Consider the following 14873-nt stretch of genomic DNA (forward strand, 5'->3'; position numbering starts at 1 on the left):
CTTGCGCCCGCGCTTGGAGCCGAACTCGACGGCGCCGGCGGCGAGGGCGAACAGGGTGTCGTCCTTGCCGCGGCCGACGTTGTCGCCGGGGTGGAACTTGGTGCCACGCTGGCGGACGATGATCTCGCCGGCGTTGACGACCTGACCGCCGAAGCGCTTGACGCCGAGGCGCTGCGCGTTCGAGTCGCGGCCGTTCCGGGATGAGCTGGCGCCCTTCTTGTGTGCCATCTCGAACCTGCTTTCGTGGTGAGGGGGGGAACGGGTGCGGAACCGGGCCCGGTGGGACCGCGAGCCTTACTTGATGCCGGTGACCTTGACGCGGGTCAGCTCCTGGCGGTGACCCTGACGCTTGCGGTAGCCGGTCTTGTTCTTGAACTTCATGATCGTGATCTTCTTGCCGCGCTCGGCGCGGACGATCTCGGCGGTGACGGTGACCTTGGCCAGGTCGTCCGCGCCGGTGGTCACCTTGTCGCCGTCCACGAGCATGAGCGGGGTGAGGTTGACGGTCTCACCAACCTTGCCGCCAACCCTGTTCATGACGACGACGTCGCCGACGGACACCTTCTCCTGTCGGCCGCCGGCCTTGACGATCGCGTACACCACGTTGCTGCTCATCTCTGTCGTTACGGGACCTCGCGCGGCGGCCGTCAGGCCGGCACGCGCAAGGCGTACAAGGGAGGCGCGTCCGAGACGCACCGACGTTCTAGGGTACGCGCCGCGCCCCGCTCGGGCAAATGTGCAAGGCCCGGTGGAGCCGCGGAACGGGTGTGCTCTCGCGCACACCGCGCCCTGCTCGCCGCCCCTACTCTACCCGCCCCGAGCCCCGCTCCCACCCACCCGCACCGAGACCCCCGTCTCCCCTCCCCCCACCCTCCGCGACCTACCGCCGAGAGCTGGATCCTGCACCCGGCCTTCTGCTCCACCCACCCCGCCCTCTTCTCACCGAGCGCTGGATCCTGCACTCGCCGACCAGGTCGGCTGACGCGCACGATCCAGCGCTCGGCGGGTGCGGGGTGGGCTGGGGTGGGGGGTGAGGTGGGGTGGGTGCGAGGGCACGCCCCCGGAGACGGCGAGAGCCGGATCCTGCGCGGGGCAGGATCCGGCTCTCGGCGGAGAAGGGCGGGACGACCGGGAGTCGGTCAGCCGATCTGGTCGACGGCGGCGCTGATGGCGTCGACGTACTCGTCCAGGCCCCAGTTGATCGACAGCGCGGTGGGCGGGGACATCGCGGCGATGAGCTGGTCACCGGTGATGTTCGCGATGGCACCGTCCTGCACGGCCGGGATCGCCTGGGCGTAGGACTGGGCGAGGAAGTTCTCGATCTCCTCCTCGGTGCTCGCGTAGTTGACGATGACGTCGGCGTCGAGCTTGTCGGTCTCCTCGTAGGACAGGGAGTAGACGAAGGTCTCCCCGCCCGTGTCGAGCTCCTCGACGGACGGCGCGCTCTCCAGGCCGAGGTCGAGCAGGAAGTCCACGCGCGAGTCGGCCGGCTTGTAGACGTAGAACGTGCCGCCAACGTCCCAGATCGCGGCCACGGTGACGCCGTCGAGCTCGGGGTGGGCGGCGGCGGTCTCCTCGAGGGTGGCGTCGAGCTCGGCGACGAGCGCGTCGGCCTCCTCGTCCATGCCGAGGGACTCACCGACGATCGAGACGACGTCGCGCCACGGCGTGGTCCACGGCTCCTCGGGGTAGACCACGGTGGGGGCGATCTCGCTGAGGATGTCGTACTGCTCCTCGGTGATGCCGGAGTAGGGCGCGAGGATGACGTCGGGGTCGAGCGCGTCGATGTCCTCGTAGGCCGGCTCCTCGACCGTGGCGGGGAGGATCGTGGGCTCCGCCTCGACCTCGGCAAGGGCCTCGTTGACCCACGGCAGCAGCCCGTTCTCGTCGACGGCGTAGGTCTGCGCCTCGATGCCGACGGGGACGACACCGAGCGCGAGCGCGGCCTCGGTGGAGCCCCAGCCGAGGGTGACGACGTCGGTCGCGCCGGCGGGGATCTCGGTGCTGCCGAAGGCGTGCTCGATCGTCACTGCCTCCGCGGTCGCGGTGGTCTCGCTGCCCGCGGGCTCCTCGGCGTTGCCGCAGGCGGTGAGGGCGAGGGCCACGGTGGCGGTGAGGGCCACCGGGATGGAACGTCGGGACACTGGATGGTCTCCTTGGGGAAGTGGTCGGTTGACAGGGGTATGGGTCACCCGGGGAGGCGGGTGGGGGGCCGGCTCGCGTACGGGCCGATGGGCACGACCATCGGCGAGCCGGTCACCGGGTCGGGCACGACGCGCGCGCGGAGCGCGAACGCGTCGGCCACGAGCTCGGTGGTGAGGACCTCGCTCGGAGGGCCGAGCGCGGTGATCTCGCCGTCGCACATGACGACGAGGTGGTCGGCGTACCGGGCGGCGAGGTTGAGGTCGTGGAGGACCATCGCCACCGTGGTGCCACGCTCGCGGTTGAGGTCGGCGAGCAGGTCGAGGACCTCGAGCTGGTGGGTGACGTCGAGGAACGTCGTCGGTTCGTCCAGCAGGAGGATGTCGGGGTCCTGGGCCAGCGCCATGGCGATCCACACGCGCTGGCGCTGGCCACCGGAGAGCTCGTCGACGCGACGCGCGGCGAGCTCGAGGGTGCCGGTGGCCTCCAGGGCCGCGGCCACGACGCCGTCGTCGGCCGCGTCCCACTGCCGGAACCAGCCCTGGTGGGGGTGGCGGCCGCGGCCGACGAGGTCGGCGACGGTGATGCCCTCGGGGGCGGTGGGGCTCTGCGGGAGGATGCCGACGGTGCGGGCGACGTCGCGGGAGGGGAGCTTGTGGAGCGGGGTGCCGTCCAGCAGCACGGCGCCGCCCGCGGGCCGCAGCAGGCGCGCCAGGCCGCGCAGCAGCGTCGACTTGCCACAGCCGTTGGGCCCGACGATGACGGTGACGGCGCCGGGCGGCAGCGCGAGGTCCAGCCCGGTGACCACCTTCCGGCCGTCGTAGGCGAGGCTGAGCCCGACGGCGCGCAGGTCGTGCTCGGCGGTCATGAGGTCGCCTCCCGGCGGTCGGTGGTGGCGAGCAGCCACAGCAGGTAGGCGGCCCCGACGATGCCGGTGACGATTCCCACGGGGACCTCCAGGGACGGGACGAGGTGCGTGGCGAGGAGCTCGGCGGCGAGGACGACGACGGCGCCCACGAGGGCGGCCGGGCCGAGGACCGTCCCCCCGCTCGGCAGCAGGCGGCGCGCGATCGGCGCGGAGACGAAGGCGACGAACGCGACCGGACCGGCGAAGGCGGTGGCGCCGGCGGTGAGGGCGACGGCGAGGGCGAGGGCGAGCAGCCGGGCGCGCTCGACGCGCACGCCGAGACCGCCTGCCGCCTCGTCCCCGAGCCCGAGGGCCCGCAGCTGCCAGGAGACGCCGACGACGAACGGGATGAGCACGAGGATGACGACGGCGAGCACGGCGACGTCGCCCCACCGGGGCGTGCCGATGCTGCCGACCATCCACACGAGCGCGGCGCGCACGTCGTTGACCTCGGCGCGGGTGAGGAGGTACCCGATGGCGCCGTTGACGACGAACGCGGCCGCGACGCCGATGAGGACGAAGCGGAAGCCGGTGACGCCGTCGCGCCAGGCGAGCAGGTAGATCGCCACAGCGACCACGGTGGCCCCGAGGAAGGCGGCGATGCCGACGGCGGCGCCGCTGAGCCCGAGCCCGAGGATCGCGAACGCGGCCGCCAGGCTCGCGCCGCCGCTGACGCCGAGGATGTCGGGGCTGGCGAGCGGGTTGCCGAGCACGGACTGGAAGATCCCGCCGGCGATCCCGAGGGCCGCGCCCACGAGCACGGCGAGGACGACCCGCGGCAGGCGCAGCCGCCCGATGGTGAACTCCCCGCCGCCCTCGCCGGTGCCGAGCAGGCCGGCGAAGTAGTCGAGGGTGTCGGCCGTGCGGCCGCCCCACACGAGACTGAGCCAGGCCAGCACGAGCACCGCGGCGACGAGCACGGCGCACACGAGGACCGCGCGGCGACGCCGCGCGTGGCGGACGGTGCGCAGCACGTCGCGGGCGGGGGCGGGGGTCGCGATCGTCGTCATAGCCCGGCCAGCCGTGCTCGGCGGACGATGGCGACCATCACGGGCGCGCCGACGAGGGCGACGACGAGGCCGACCTCCAGCTCACCCGGGCGGGCGACGAGCCGGCCGATGACGTCCGCGGTGAGGAGGAGCGCAGGACCGACGACGGCGGCGAAGGCGAGCACCCAGCGGTAGTCCGGCCCGGTGAGCGGGCGGACGATGTGCGGCACGACGAGCCCGACGAAGACGACCGGGCCGGCGAGGGCGGTCGCCCCTCCGGCGAGGAGGACGGCGGCGAGCACGGCGAGGAGCCGCGAGCGGCGGATGTCCAGGCCCAGCCCGCGGGCGAGGTCCTCCCCCATCGACAGCAGGTTGAGCGCGCGTCCGGAGAGCAGGGCGAGGACGGCGCCCACGGCGAGGAAGGGCAGGAGCGTGACGAGGACGTCGGCACCGGTGCCGCTCCCCCGGCCCGCGAGGGAGCCGACCGCCCAGAAGCGGTAGGTGTTCGTCGCCGTCGTGCTGCCCAGGAGCAGGAGCGTGAGCACCGAGGTGATGCCCGCGGTGAGCGCGGTGCCGACGAGCGCGAGCTTGACCGGGGTCGTGCCGCTGCGGCCCATCGAGCCGATGCCGTAGACGACGACCATCGCGGCCGCCGCGCCCGCGAAGGCGAACCACACGTACCCGGCCGGGCTGGTGATGCCCAGGACGGTGATCGACAGGACGACGGCGAGCGAGGCGCCGGCGTTGATGCCGAGCAGGCCGGGGTCGGCGAGGGGGTTGCGGGTGACGCCCTGCATGACGGTGCCCGCGAGGCCGAGCGCGCAGCCGACCAGCAGCCCGACGACGGTGCGCGGCAGCCGCTGGTCCAGGACGACGTTGTGGTCCGCGTCGCCCGGCACGCGTGCGGTGAGCGCGTCGACGACGGTGCCGAGCGGGATGTCTCGGGCACCGAGCGCGAGGCTGGCCGCGACGACGAGGAGCAGCAGCACGGCCGCGCCGGCGAGCGCGAGCACGCGCCGCCGGGTGGGGGCGGTGCGTCGTCGGGGGTCGGTGGTGAGGGTCTGGGTCATCGACGGGTGGTGCGCGGGGTCACTGCGCCTCGGCGCGGCCCTGGCGCCAGTAGCCCATGAACGCGACGCGGCGCCGGCAGACGCCGACCTCGCTCACGAGCAGGCGGCGCAGCGTCTTGATGACGGCGGCCTCGCCGGCGAACCAGGCGTAGAAGTCGGAGCCGCAGCGCTCGCCGCGGCCGCAGCTGTCGATCGGCTGGATCTGCAGGACCGGGGAGTCCCACAGGAGCTGGGAGTCGACGTCGACGTCCTCGAGGGTCTGGCGCTCGACGGCGCGGGCGCCGCCGAGCAGCGCCGCGTGCGAGTCGACCCAGGAGCGGACGGCGGGGACGAGCTCCTCGCCGTGGGCGCGGCCCTCCCGGCTGAGCCAGGTGAGGCGGGCGCCCGGCGGCAGGGTGACGTCGAGGACGTCACCGGCCTCGGGCACCTCGATGAACGCGCGGGCACGGCGGCCGGCCGGCAGGCTCTCGAGGATCGAGCAGATCGCGGGGGCGGCGGTCTCGTCGCCGGCGAGGAGGAGGTCGGTGGCGGTGCCGGGCGACCAGTCCGAGCCGACGGCGTTGTCGCGGGAGCGGGCGTCGGGGCCGACGAGGACGACGCGGTCGCCGACCTGGGCCCGGGTGAGCCAGCGTGAGGCGGGACCGGCGTCGCCGTGGACGACCATGTCGATGTCGACCTCGCGGCTCGCGGGCCGCGCGGCGCGCACGGTGTAGGTGCGGAACGGGCTGCGCCGGTCCTCCGGGGTCTGGCGCCAGCGCTCGTACCAGGTGCCCGCGAGGATCGTCTCCTCGTCCTCCTGGCCGACGTCGGTGAGGTGGCCGTCCTCGAGCGGGAGCACGAGCTTGACCCGCTGGTCGTGGCCGTGGGTGCCGAACCACCGCAGGTCCGCGCCGGTGAGGGTGACGCGCCGGAAGCTCGGCCCGAGCACTCGGACGGCGGCCACCTCGACGGCGAAGGGCCGGTACGCGGGGCGCCCGTCGAGCGGGACGTCCTGCGTGGCGACCGCCTCGTCGGTCGGGCCCTGAAGTGAGGTGAGCATTACCTAAGTAGACCACCTGCGTGGCGCCCGACGCCAGACCGAAGGTCCCAAGTCTCACGGGGAGGTCCCCGCGAGGCGGGAACGCCCCGTCCCGGCGATGTCGGTGGTCGGTGGCACGATGCGGTCATGGACGACGGCGAGCAGGTCCCGGTCTCGGCGGAGGACCTCCTCACGTCCTTCTTCGCCACGGCGCCGGTCGCTGCGCACCCGGCGATCCGGGCGCGGGTGCCGCGGGTGCGCGCCCACCTGCTCACCTACCTGGACACCGAGGCGGAGGACTGCCTGACGAACGACGAGCTCACCCTCCTCCACGCCGAGCGTCAGCTCCAGCCCCGGGACGCGGTGCTGCGGGTCGTCGGCGCGGAGGCACTCCTCGTCGCCCTGCCCGGCTTCTGCCACCCGGCGTGGCTGCTGCCTGCGCTGGCGGACGCCCACGCGCAGCTGCGCGTGGTGGCGGCGCTGCGTGACCGGCTGGCCGAGGAGCCGCTCGGCACCGACGCCGTGTGCCTGCTGCGCGACGTGGACGCCGCGGTGCGCCGGGCCCAGGCCGTGCTCGACGGTTCACCGGCGGCCTGAGGCGACGGCCCCTGCCCGGGCGCCGGGGCCCGGACACGAGAAACGCCCGCCCCCGGTGGGGCGGGCGTTCTCCGTGCAGGTCAGGCCGTGATCGGCCCGCCGGAAGTCACGCGGCGGTGGCGCCGCTTGCGTCCGGTGGAGGGCTGCTCGGCCGGCGGCTGCTCGGCCGGCGGCTCCTCCGCGGCCGGCTCCTCCGAGGGCACCGGCGCGGCGGCCGGCTCCTCGGCGGGCACCGGCTCGGCGGCGACCGGCTCGGCGGCGACGGGCTCGGCTGCAGCGGGCTGCTCGGCCGTGCTCGGCTCCTCGGCGGCAGGCTCGTCGGCCTCCACCTGGACCTGCGCCTCGGCGGGGGCCGGGGCGGCGGGCTCGCCGTGTCCGTTGGGCAGCGCGGCCGCCAGCGCGTCGAGGCTCGCCTTGACGTCCTCGACCTTCCGGCTGGTCGCGTCGACCGCGGCGGGGAGCTCCACGGTGGGCGTGGTCTCCCGCACGGGCTCGGGCAGCTCGATCGCGGGCGTCGTCCCGCGCCTGCCGCCGCGGGCACCGGAGCCCCGCCTGGACCCGCGCGCCGGGGCGGCCTGCGCGGGCTCGGGCGTGACCTCGGGCTCGGGGGTGGCCTCGGGCTCGGGGGTGGCCCCGGGCTCGGAGGCCTGCTCCGGCTCGGGCGCGGCGTCGGGGGTGGACCCGGTCTCGGGCTCCTGCTCGGGCTCGGCGTACGCCGTCCGGTGGGCGGGCTTGTCCGAGTGGGCCTGGGCCGCTGCGGCCGCGATGGTCGCGAGCGTGGCCTTGACCGCCTCGCGGGCGGCCTGCGACTCCTGCTCGTCCCCACCCTCGGCGGTCTCCGCGGAACGTCCTCCGCGTCCGCGGCGTCGCCGGCTGCCGCCGTCGCCCCCGTTGTCGCCGCCGGAGCCGCCCTTCTCCACCGGGTGGTCGTGGACGATGAACCCGCGGCCGCCACAGTGCTCGCACGGCTCGCTGAACGCCTCGACGAGGCCCTGGCCCACCCGCTTGCGGGTCATCTGGACGAGCCCGAGGGAGGTGACCTCGGCGACCTGGTGACGCGTGCGGTCGCGGCCGAGACACTCGACGAGGCGACGGAGCACGAGGTCCCGGTTGGACTCGAGGACCATGTCGATGAAGTCGATGACGATGATGCCGCCGATGTCGCGCAGCCGGAGCTGGCGGACGATCTCCTCGGCGGCCTCGAGGTTGTTCTTCGTCACCGTCTCCTCGAGCGTGCCGCCCGAGCCGGTGAACTTGCCGGTGTTGACGTCGACGACCGTCATCGCCTCGGTGCGGTCGATGACGAGCGACCCGCCGGAGGGCAGGTAGACCTTGCGGTCCATGCCCTTGGCCAGCTGCTCGTCGATGCGGTACTCGGCGAAGACGTCGGCGCGGTGGGTCCAGTGGTGCATCCGGTCCACGAGGTCCGGGGACAGCTCGCGGACGTAGGAGGAGATCGTCTGCCACGCCCCGTCACCGGAGACGACGAGCGAGCCGAAGTCCTCGTTGAAGACGTCGCGGACCACGCGCACGGCGAGCTCGGGCTCGCCCTTGAGGAGCACCGGGGCGCTCTTCGCTGCCTTCGCCTTGGCCTGGATGTCCTCCCACAGCGCGGTGAGGCGCTCGACGTCGGCGCGCAGCTGCTCCTCACTCGCACCCTCGGCCGCCGTGCGCACGATGACGCCGGAGCCCTCGGGCACGACCTGCTTGAGGATCTTCTTGAGCCGGGTGCGCTCGTTCTCGGGCAGCTTGCGGGAGATGCCGGTCATCGCGCCGGAGGGCACGAGGACGAGGAAGCGCCCGGCGAGGGTGACCTGCGCGGTGAGGCGCGCGCCCTTGTGCCCGATCGGGTCCTTGGTGACCTGGACGAGCACGGGGTCGCCGGGGCTCAGCGCCTGCTCGATGCGGCGGGGCTGGCCGGACATGCCGACCGCGTCCCAGTTGACCTCACCGGCGTACAGGACGGCGTTGCGGCCCTTGCCGAGGTCGACGAAGGCGGCCTCCATGCTCGGCAGCACGTTCTGCACGCGGCCGAGGTAGACGTTGCCGACGATCGAGGTCTGCGTCTCGCGGGCCACGTAGTGCTCGACGAGCACGCCGTCCTCGAGGACGGCGATCTGGGTACGGCCGTCACGCTCGCGCACGATCATGGAGCGGTCGACGGCCTCACGGCGGGCGAGGAACTCGGCCTCGGTGATCGTCGTGCGGCGGCGGCCCGCGTCGCGGCCCTCCCGGCGGCGCTGACGCTTGGCCTCCAGGCGGGTGGAGCCCTTGAGGGCGGTGATCTCGTCGCGGGCGGCGCGGCCCTCGCGAGAGGTCGCCGAGCCGTCGTCGGCGGCGCGGGTGCTCGACCCGCTCCGGCGGCGACGGCGGCGGCGACGGCTGGAGGCCGAGCCGTCGTCGTCGGTCTCGTCGTCGCCGTCGGTCCCCTCGTCGTCGGAGGACTCGGTCTCGGACTCGGACTCGACGTCCGGCGCGGCCGTCTCGTCCTGCTCGTCCTCGTCGTCGGTGGACTCGTCGGTGGACTCCTCGGCGGAGTCCTCCCGGCCACCCCCGCGGTTGCGGCGGCCACGGCCACCGCGGCGACGGCGACGGCGCTGGCCGCTCCCCTCACCGTCGGCGGTCTCCGGTGCCTCGGCGTCCTCCGGGGCCTCGATCGTCTCCTCGTCCGCCTCGGTCACCGCGGCCGGCTGCTCGGTCACCGCGGCCGGCTGCTCGGGAGCAGCGGCGGGTGCCTCGGCATCAGCGGCGGGTGCCTCGGCATCAGCGGCGGCGGCGCGCTTGCGCGGCGCGCCGGCGTCGGTGCGCACCCGGCGGCGGGCCCGCGGCTCCGGTGCCTGGAAGAGCAGCGCGGTGGCCGGCAGGCGCACCTCGGCGGCCTCCTCGACCTCCTCGGCGTCCTCGTCCTCCTCGGCCTGCTCCGCGAGCTGGCCCGGGGCGCTGAACTCGGCGAGCACGTCGATCGTCTGCTCCGCGCTGCGGGCGGCCCGACGACGGCGCGGGGCCGGGGTCTCCTCGGCGGCGGCCGGCTCGGCGTCCGTGGCGGGCGCCTCCGCGGCGACCTCGGCCTCGGGCTTCCTCGCGCGGCTGCGTCGGGCGGCGGGCGTCCGCGTCGCGGGCGCGTCGGCGGCGGCCTCGGCCGACTGCTCGGCCACGGCCTCCTCGGGCGCCGCCTCCTCGGCGGCGGGCTGCTTGCGGGCGCGGCTGCGCGGCGCGCGCTTGGGAGCGGCCGGAGTGTCGGTGGCCGCCTCGGCGGCGGGTGCCTCGGTGACCGCCTCGGCGGCGGGCGCCTCGGGCGCGTCGGCAGCGGCGACGGGCTTGGTCGTACGGCGGCGGGTGGTCGCGGCGCGCTTCGGCGCCGGCTCCGCACTCTCCTCGGCCGGGGTGTCGGCGGGCGCCTGCGCCGGGGCAGCGGCCCTGCGCGTCCGCGGCTTGCGGGCGGCCGGGGCCTCGGCGGCTGCCGGGCTCTCCTCGGCGGCTGCCGGGGTCTGCTCGGGGGTCGCCTCGGCGGCGGCCGGCTTGCGGGTCCGGGGAGCGCGCTTGCGCGCGGGAGCGGGCACGTCGGTCTGCACGGCGGCGTCCGCAGCCGGCGCGTCGGCGGCCGGGCTGTCGGCAGCCGGCGTCTCGGCGGCCGGGGTCTCGGCGGCCGGCTTCGGCGCCGTCTTGCGGGGCGCGCGCTTGCGCGGGGCGGCCTTGGTCTCGGTGGCCTGGCCGTCGGTGGGCTGGGCCTGGGCGGGCTGCGTCTCGGCGGGCTGGGCCTCGGTCGGCTGCGCCGTCGTCGGTGCCGCCGTGGCCCGGGTGACCCGGCGTCGCTTGGGCTTCTCCACCGGCTGGGTCGACTCGGAGTCTGGTGTCGTGGTCATTGACTTGTCCCTCGCCGTGGTCACCGCCCACACCATCGGCGCCACGGCCGGTTCAGTCGTCGCCGGCGGGGGCCGACGACGGAAGTCGTTGGTTCACGTCCGACCTCCGCGGTGTGCATCGGTCGGGCGGCGACGGCGTCGCAGGTGCCGCCTGACGGACCCGAAGGGCGTCCGGCGAAGACCCTCACCGCTTCTGCAGCAACGCACTCACCCGGGTGGTGAGGCGGCGCGAAGTCGAGGCGAGTACCTGTTTTCGTCGTCGGGCCGGGGAACGGGGTGTGGACCTGTCCACCGGCCAGTCGTAGTATCGCACAGCGCCTGATCAGCGGCGCGAGCGACACTCTGGCGCGCGGTCGGGACCTAGGTCCCACTCCTGATTTCTCCCCATTCCTAACGTGGACAGGGGTGCCTTCGGAAGGGCACGTGTTCACGACGGAGGAGATGGCAGTGGAAGCGCTCGACCTCGCCCGCTGGCAGTTCGGTATCACGACCGTCTACCACTTCATCCTCGTCCCCTTGACGATCGGCCTCTCCACGCTCGTCGCGATCATGCACACCGCGTGGGTGCGCACCGGCAAGGCCGAGTGGCACCGGCTGACGAAGTTCTTCGGCAAGCTCCTCCTCATCAACTTCGCCCTCGGCGTCGCCACCGGCATCGTCCAGGAGTTCCAGTTCGGCATGAACTGGTCGGAGTACTCCCGCTACGTCGGCGACATCTTCGGCGCCCCGCTCGCCATCGAGGCCCTCGCGGCGTTCTTCCTCGAGTCCACCTTCCTCGGGCTGTGGATCTTCGGTGAGGGCAAGCTGCCCAAGTGGCTGCACAACGCCTGCATCTGGGCGGTGGCCGTGGGCACGACGCTCTCCGCCTACTGGATCCTCGCCGCGAACTCGTGGATGCAGCACCCGGTCGGCGCGGTCTTCAACGAGGAGACCGGGCGGGCCGAGCTCGACGGCGTCCAGGGCTTCTTCGAGGTGATGACGAACAACACCCTCGTCGCCGCCTTCACCCACACGATCACCGCCGCCTTCCTCGTCGCCGGCACCTTCGTCGCCGGCATCTGCGGCTGGTGGATCGTGCGCACGGTGCGCGCGGGCAAGCGTGAGGAGGCCGCGTCGGTGTGGCGGCGCGGCGCCTACGTCGGCCTCGTCACCATGCTCATCGCCGGTGTCGGCGTCATCGGCACCGGCGACGTCCAGGGCAAGCTCATGTACCAGCAGCAGCCCGGCAAGATGGCCGCTGCCGAGGCGGTGTGCGAGGGGGGCGAGGGCGTCGGCTTCTCGCTGCTGTCGGTCGGCCTGCCGGGCAGCAACGACTGCGAGAACGTCGACCACGTCCTCGAGGTCCCCTTCCTCACCTCCTTCCTCGGCACCGGCAGCTTCACCGGCCCGGACTCCTACCTGCCCGGCGTCAAGGACGTCCAGGAGCAGCAGATGGAGCTCTACGGCGACCTGCCGGGCGTCACCGCGGACACCGAGTTCTACCCGAACCTCTTCGTCACCTTCTGGAGCTTCCGGCTGATGATCGGGCTCGGCGTCTTCTCGGCGGCGCTCGCCGTCGCCGGGCTCTGGCTGCTGCGCAAGGGCAAGGTCACCGACTCCACGTGGTTCTCCCGCCTGTGCCTCGTCGCGCTGCCCATGCCCTTCCTCGCCTCGAGCTTCGGGTGGATCTTCACCGAGATGGGACGTCAGCCGTGGGTGGTCCACCCCAACCCGGCCAGCCCGGTGGACCAGGTGCTCCTGCTCACCACCGACGGCGTCTCGACCGTCGTGTCCGGGGGCACGGTCCTGCTCTCCCTCACGATCTTCACCCTGCTGTACGCCGCCCTCGGGGTCGTGTGGTTCCTCCTCATGCGCCGGTACGTCCGTGAGGGCGTGACGCCGGTCGAGCCACCGACAGCCGACCAGCCCGAGCCCACCCTGTCCTTCGCGTACTGATCGAGGAGTAAGACCGTGGACCTCCCCCTGCTGTGGTTCCTGCTCATCGCCGTCCTGTGGACGGGGTACCTCGCTCTCGAGGGCTTCGACTTCGGTGTCGGCATGCTCCTGCGCCCCTTCGCCCGGGACGAGCGTGAGCGGCGCGTCATGCTCCGCACCATCGGCCCGGTGTGGGACGGCAACGAGGTGTGGCTGCTCACCGCGGGCGGCGCGACGTTCGCCGCCTTCCCCGAGTGGTACGCGACCATGTTCTCCGGCATGTACCTGCCGCTGTTCATCATCCTCATCGCCCTCATCGTGCGGATCTGTGCCCTGGAGTGGCGGGCCAAGATCAACGACCCGACGTGGCGCGACCGCTGGGACTGGGGCCTGACCTTCAGCTCGTGGATCCCCTCGATCCTCTGGGGCGTGGCCTTCGCCAACCTCGTCCAGGGCATGGAGATCGAGGTCGTCGACGGCAGCCACCAGCTCACCGGTGGGCTGCTGTCCCTCCTCACGCCGTTCACCCTGCTCGGCGGCCTGGTGACGCTCGGGCTCTTCCTCACCCACGGTGCGATCTTCACCGCGCTCAAGACCGCGGGCCCGATCCACGAGCGCGCCGTCACCCTGGCCTACCGCCTCGCGGCGCCGTCCGCGGTCGTCTCGCTCGTGTGGGTGCTGTGGGCGCAGTTCTCCTACTCGGAGAACTCCTTCTCCCTCATCCCGGCCGTCGTCGCCGCCGCGAGCCTCATCGGCGTCGTCGTCGCGACCAGGCTCGAGCGTGAGGGCTGGGCCTTCGCCCTCCACATGCTCGCCATCGTCGGCGCCGTCGCGTTCATCTTCTGCGCGATGTTCCCCAACGTCATGCGGTCCTCCCTGGACCCGGCGGCCTCGCTCACCATCGCCGACGCCGCCGCGACCCAGGCGACCCTCACCGTGATGAGCGTCGTCGCCCTGATCTTCGTGCCGATCGTCCTGGCCTACCAGGCGTGGACCTACTGGGTCTTCCGCAAGCGGGTGTGGGCCGGTGACATCGTCGGGGACGAGGGGCTGCACCCCAAGCAGGAGCGCAGCTTCGAGGCGACGGGCAGCGCGTCGGGCTGATGAAGCCCCTCGACCCCCGGCTGCTCCGCCACGCGCGCTCGGCTCGCCGGTACATCGCCCTGACGACCGTCTTCGGCATCGTCTCGGCGGGGCTCGTCATCACCCAGGCGCTCCTCATCGCCAACGCGATCGCGCCGGTGATCGACGGCGACGCCGGGTGGGCGCACGCGGTCCCTCTCGTCGGGTGGTTCGCCGTGCTCGCGGTGGTCCGGGTGCTCGTCACGGTGCTCCAGGAGTCCCTCGCCCACCGGGCGGCGGTCGACGTCGTCGCCGAGCTGCGGGCCCAGGTGCTCGACCACGCCGTCGCGCTCGGCCCGCGCGCGATGAACGAGCCGACCGAGCTCGTCACCCTCGTCACCCGCGGCCTGGACGACCTCGAGCCGTACTTCGTGCGCTACCTGCCCCAGCTGCTGCTGGCCGCGACACTCACGCCCGCCACGCTCGTCGTCATCGCCGGCCTCGACGTCGGGTCCGCGGCGATCGTCGCGTTCACCATCCCGCTCATCCCGGTGTTCATGTGGCTCATCGGGCGCCTCACGCAGAGCTTCGCGGCGGACAAGCTCGCCGCCATGCAACGCCTCGGCGCCCAGCTGCTCGACCTGCTCGCCGGGCTGACCACGCTCAAGGCGCTCGGCCGCGAGCGCGGCCCCGGACTGCGCGTGCGCGCGCTGGGCGAGGCGTACAACCGCACGACGATGAGCACGCTGCGGGTCGCGTTCCTCTCCGGAGCGGTGCTCGAGTTCCTCGCCTCGATCGCCGTCGCCCTCGTCGCGGTGACGATCGGCATGCGCCTCGTCTACGGGAACGTCGACCTCACGACCGGTCTCGCGGTGCTCATGCTCGCCCCGGAGGCCTACCGCCCGATCCGCGAGGTCGGCACCCAGTTCCACAACTCCTCCGACGGCATCGCGGCCGCGGAGCAGGCCTTCGCCGTGCTCGAGCGCCCGCTGCCCGCCCACGGCTCGGTGCCCGCCCCGGCCTTCGGCGGGCTCGTCCTGGACGACGTCTCGGTCGCGGCCCCCGGCCGCGACCTCCTCGCGCCCGCCGGCCTCAGCGCCCGCGTCCTGCCCGGCCGCGTCACCGCGCTCGTCGGCCCCTCGGGCGGCGGGAAGACGACGACGGCGATGCTCGCACTGGGCCTGCTGCGCCCCGACCGCGGCCGCGTCCTCCTCCTCCCCGCCACCCCCTCCCCCGCGACAGCCGACTTCCGCGCGACAGCCGACTTCCGCGCGACAGCGGAGTTCCGCGCGAACACCGACGCCGACGCCG

The 14873-nt window shown here is 73.8% G+C and carries 12 protein-coding genes; 4 read left to right on the forward strand and 8 right to left on the reverse strand.

Annotation, left to right across the window (positions count from 1 at the left end; genetic code table 11):
• The 7 genes from rpmA to FHE66_RS08305 form a co-directional block, all read right to left on the reverse strand.
• Positions 1 to 228, reverse strand: a 228-nt coding sequence (rpmA, locus tag FHE66_RS08275; RefSeq protein ID WP_139072510.1) for a 50S ribosomal protein L27, incomplete at its 3' end; no start/stop codon positions are given.
• A gap of 66 nt (positions 229 to 294) precedes the next feature.
• Complete coding sequence (gene rplU / locus FHE66_RS08280; RefSeq protein ID WP_176554708.1) at positions 295 to 603, reverse strand: 50S ribosomal protein L21; 309 nt, start codon at positions 601 to 603, stop codon at positions 295 to 297.
• Positions 604 to 1139: 536 nt separating this feature from the next.
• Positions 1140 to 2144: an iron-siderophore ABC transporter substrate-binding protein gene (locus tag FHE66_RS08285; RefSeq protein ID WP_139072492.1), complete on the reverse strand. Its 1005-nt coding sequence runs from the start codon at positions 2142 to 2144 to the stop codon at positions 1140 to 1142.
• A 44-nt stretch (positions 2145 to 2188) separates the two neighbouring features.
• On the reverse strand, positions 2189 to 3010 hold the full coding sequence (locus FHE66_RS08290) for an ABC transporter ATP-binding protein (protein ID WP_139072493.1): 822 nt from the start codon (positions 3008 to 3010) through the stop codon (positions 2189 to 2191).
• Positions 3007 to 4059 (reverse strand): iron chelate uptake ABC transporter family permease subunit, encoded by a 1053-nt coding sequence (locus FHE66_RS08295; RefSeq protein ID WP_139072494.1) that lies wholly within the window; start codon positions 4057 to 4059, stop codon positions 3007 to 3009. The genes FHE66_RS08290 and FHE66_RS08295 overlap by 4 nt, the downstream gene beginning before the upstream one ends.
• Complete coding sequence (locus FHE66_RS08300) at positions 4056 to 5108, reverse strand: iron ABC transporter permease (RefSeq protein WP_139072495.1); 1053 nt, start codon at positions 5106 to 5108, stop codon at positions 4056 to 4058. The genes FHE66_RS08295 and FHE66_RS08300 overlap by 4 nt, the downstream gene beginning before the upstream one ends.
• A gap of 19 nt (positions 5109 to 5127) precedes the next feature.
• A complete protein-coding gene (locus FHE66_RS08305; protein ID WP_139072496.1) occupies positions 5128 to 6147 on the reverse strand; it encodes a siderophore-interacting protein in 1020 nt (339 codons plus the stop codon).
• A gap of 126 nt (positions 6148 to 6273) precedes the next feature.
• On the opposite strand from FHE66_RS08305, the gene FHE66_RS08310 reads away from it, so the two are divergent.
• Positions 6274 to 6723: a hypothetical protein gene (locus tag FHE66_RS08310; RefSeq protein ID WP_139072497.1), complete on the forward strand. Its 450-nt coding sequence runs from the start codon at positions 6274 to 6276 to the stop codon at positions 6721 to 6723.
• Positions 6724 to 6803: 80 nt separating this feature from the next.
• On the opposite strand, the gene FHE66_RS08315 is transcribed toward FHE66_RS08310, so the two are convergent.
• Positions 6804 to 10586, reverse strand: a complete 3783-nt coding sequence (locus FHE66_RS08315) for an Rne/Rng family ribonuclease (RefSeq protein WP_139072498.1) — start codon at positions 10584 to 10586, stop codon at positions 6804 to 6806.
• Between the two features lie 447 nt (positions 10587 to 11033).
• Here FHE66_RS08315 and FHE66_RS08320 point away from each other — a divergent pair, with 447 nt between their 5' ends.
• From FHE66_RS08320 to FHE66_RS08330, 3 genes are all read left to right on the forward strand, one after another.
• Positions 11034 to 12521: a cytochrome ubiquinol oxidase subunit I gene (locus FHE66_RS08320; protein ID WP_139072499.1), complete on the forward strand. Its 1488-nt coding sequence runs from the start codon at positions 11034 to 11036 to the stop codon at positions 12519 to 12521.
• A 15-nt stretch (positions 12522 to 12536) separates the two neighbouring features.
• Positions 12537 to 13604: a cytochrome d ubiquinol oxidase subunit II gene (gene cydB / locus FHE66_RS08325; protein WP_139072500.1), complete on the forward strand. Its 1068-nt coding sequence runs from the start codon at positions 12537 to 12539 to the stop codon at positions 13602 to 13604.
• On the forward strand, positions 13604 to 14873 hold a 1270-nt coding region (locus FHE66_RS08330; protein WP_139072501.1), incomplete at its 3' end, for an ABC transporter ATP-binding protein/permease. The genes cydB and FHE66_RS08330, both read left to right, overlap by 1 nt.

It is taken from the genome of Georgenia sp. 311 (genome assembly GCF_006151955.1).
Classification (GTDB): Bacteria; Actinomycetota; Actinomycetes; order Actinomycetales; family Actinomycetaceae; genus Oceanitalea; species Oceanitalea wutianyii.

Bases quoted from the DNA above. Each gene is read 5' to 3' on its own strand.
- FHE66_RS08290 (WP_139072493.1), bottom strand. From the start codon at position 3,010: ATGACCGCCGAGCACGACCTGCGCGCCGTCGGGCTCAGCCTCGCCTAC.
- FHE66_RS08310 (WP_139072497.1), top strand. From the start codon at position 6,274: ATGGACGACGGCGAGCAGGTCCCGGTCTCGGCGGAGGACCTCCTCACG.
- FHE66_RS08315 (WP_139072498.1), bottom strand. From the start codon at position 10,586: ATGACCACGACACCAGACTCCGAGTCGACCCAGCCGGTGGAGAAGCCC.
- FHE66_RS08300 (WP_139072495.1), bottom strand. From the start codon at position 5,108: ATGACCCAGACCCTCACCACCGACCCCCGACGACGCACCGCCCCCACC.
- FHE66_RS08305 (WP_139072496.1), bottom strand. From the start codon at position 6,147: ATGCTCACCTCACTTCAGGGCCCGACCGACGAGGCGGTCGCCACGCAG.
- FHE66_RS08295 (WP_139072494.1), bottom strand. From the start codon at position 4,059: ATGACGACGATCGCGACCCCCGCCCCCGCCCGCGACGTGCTGCGCACC.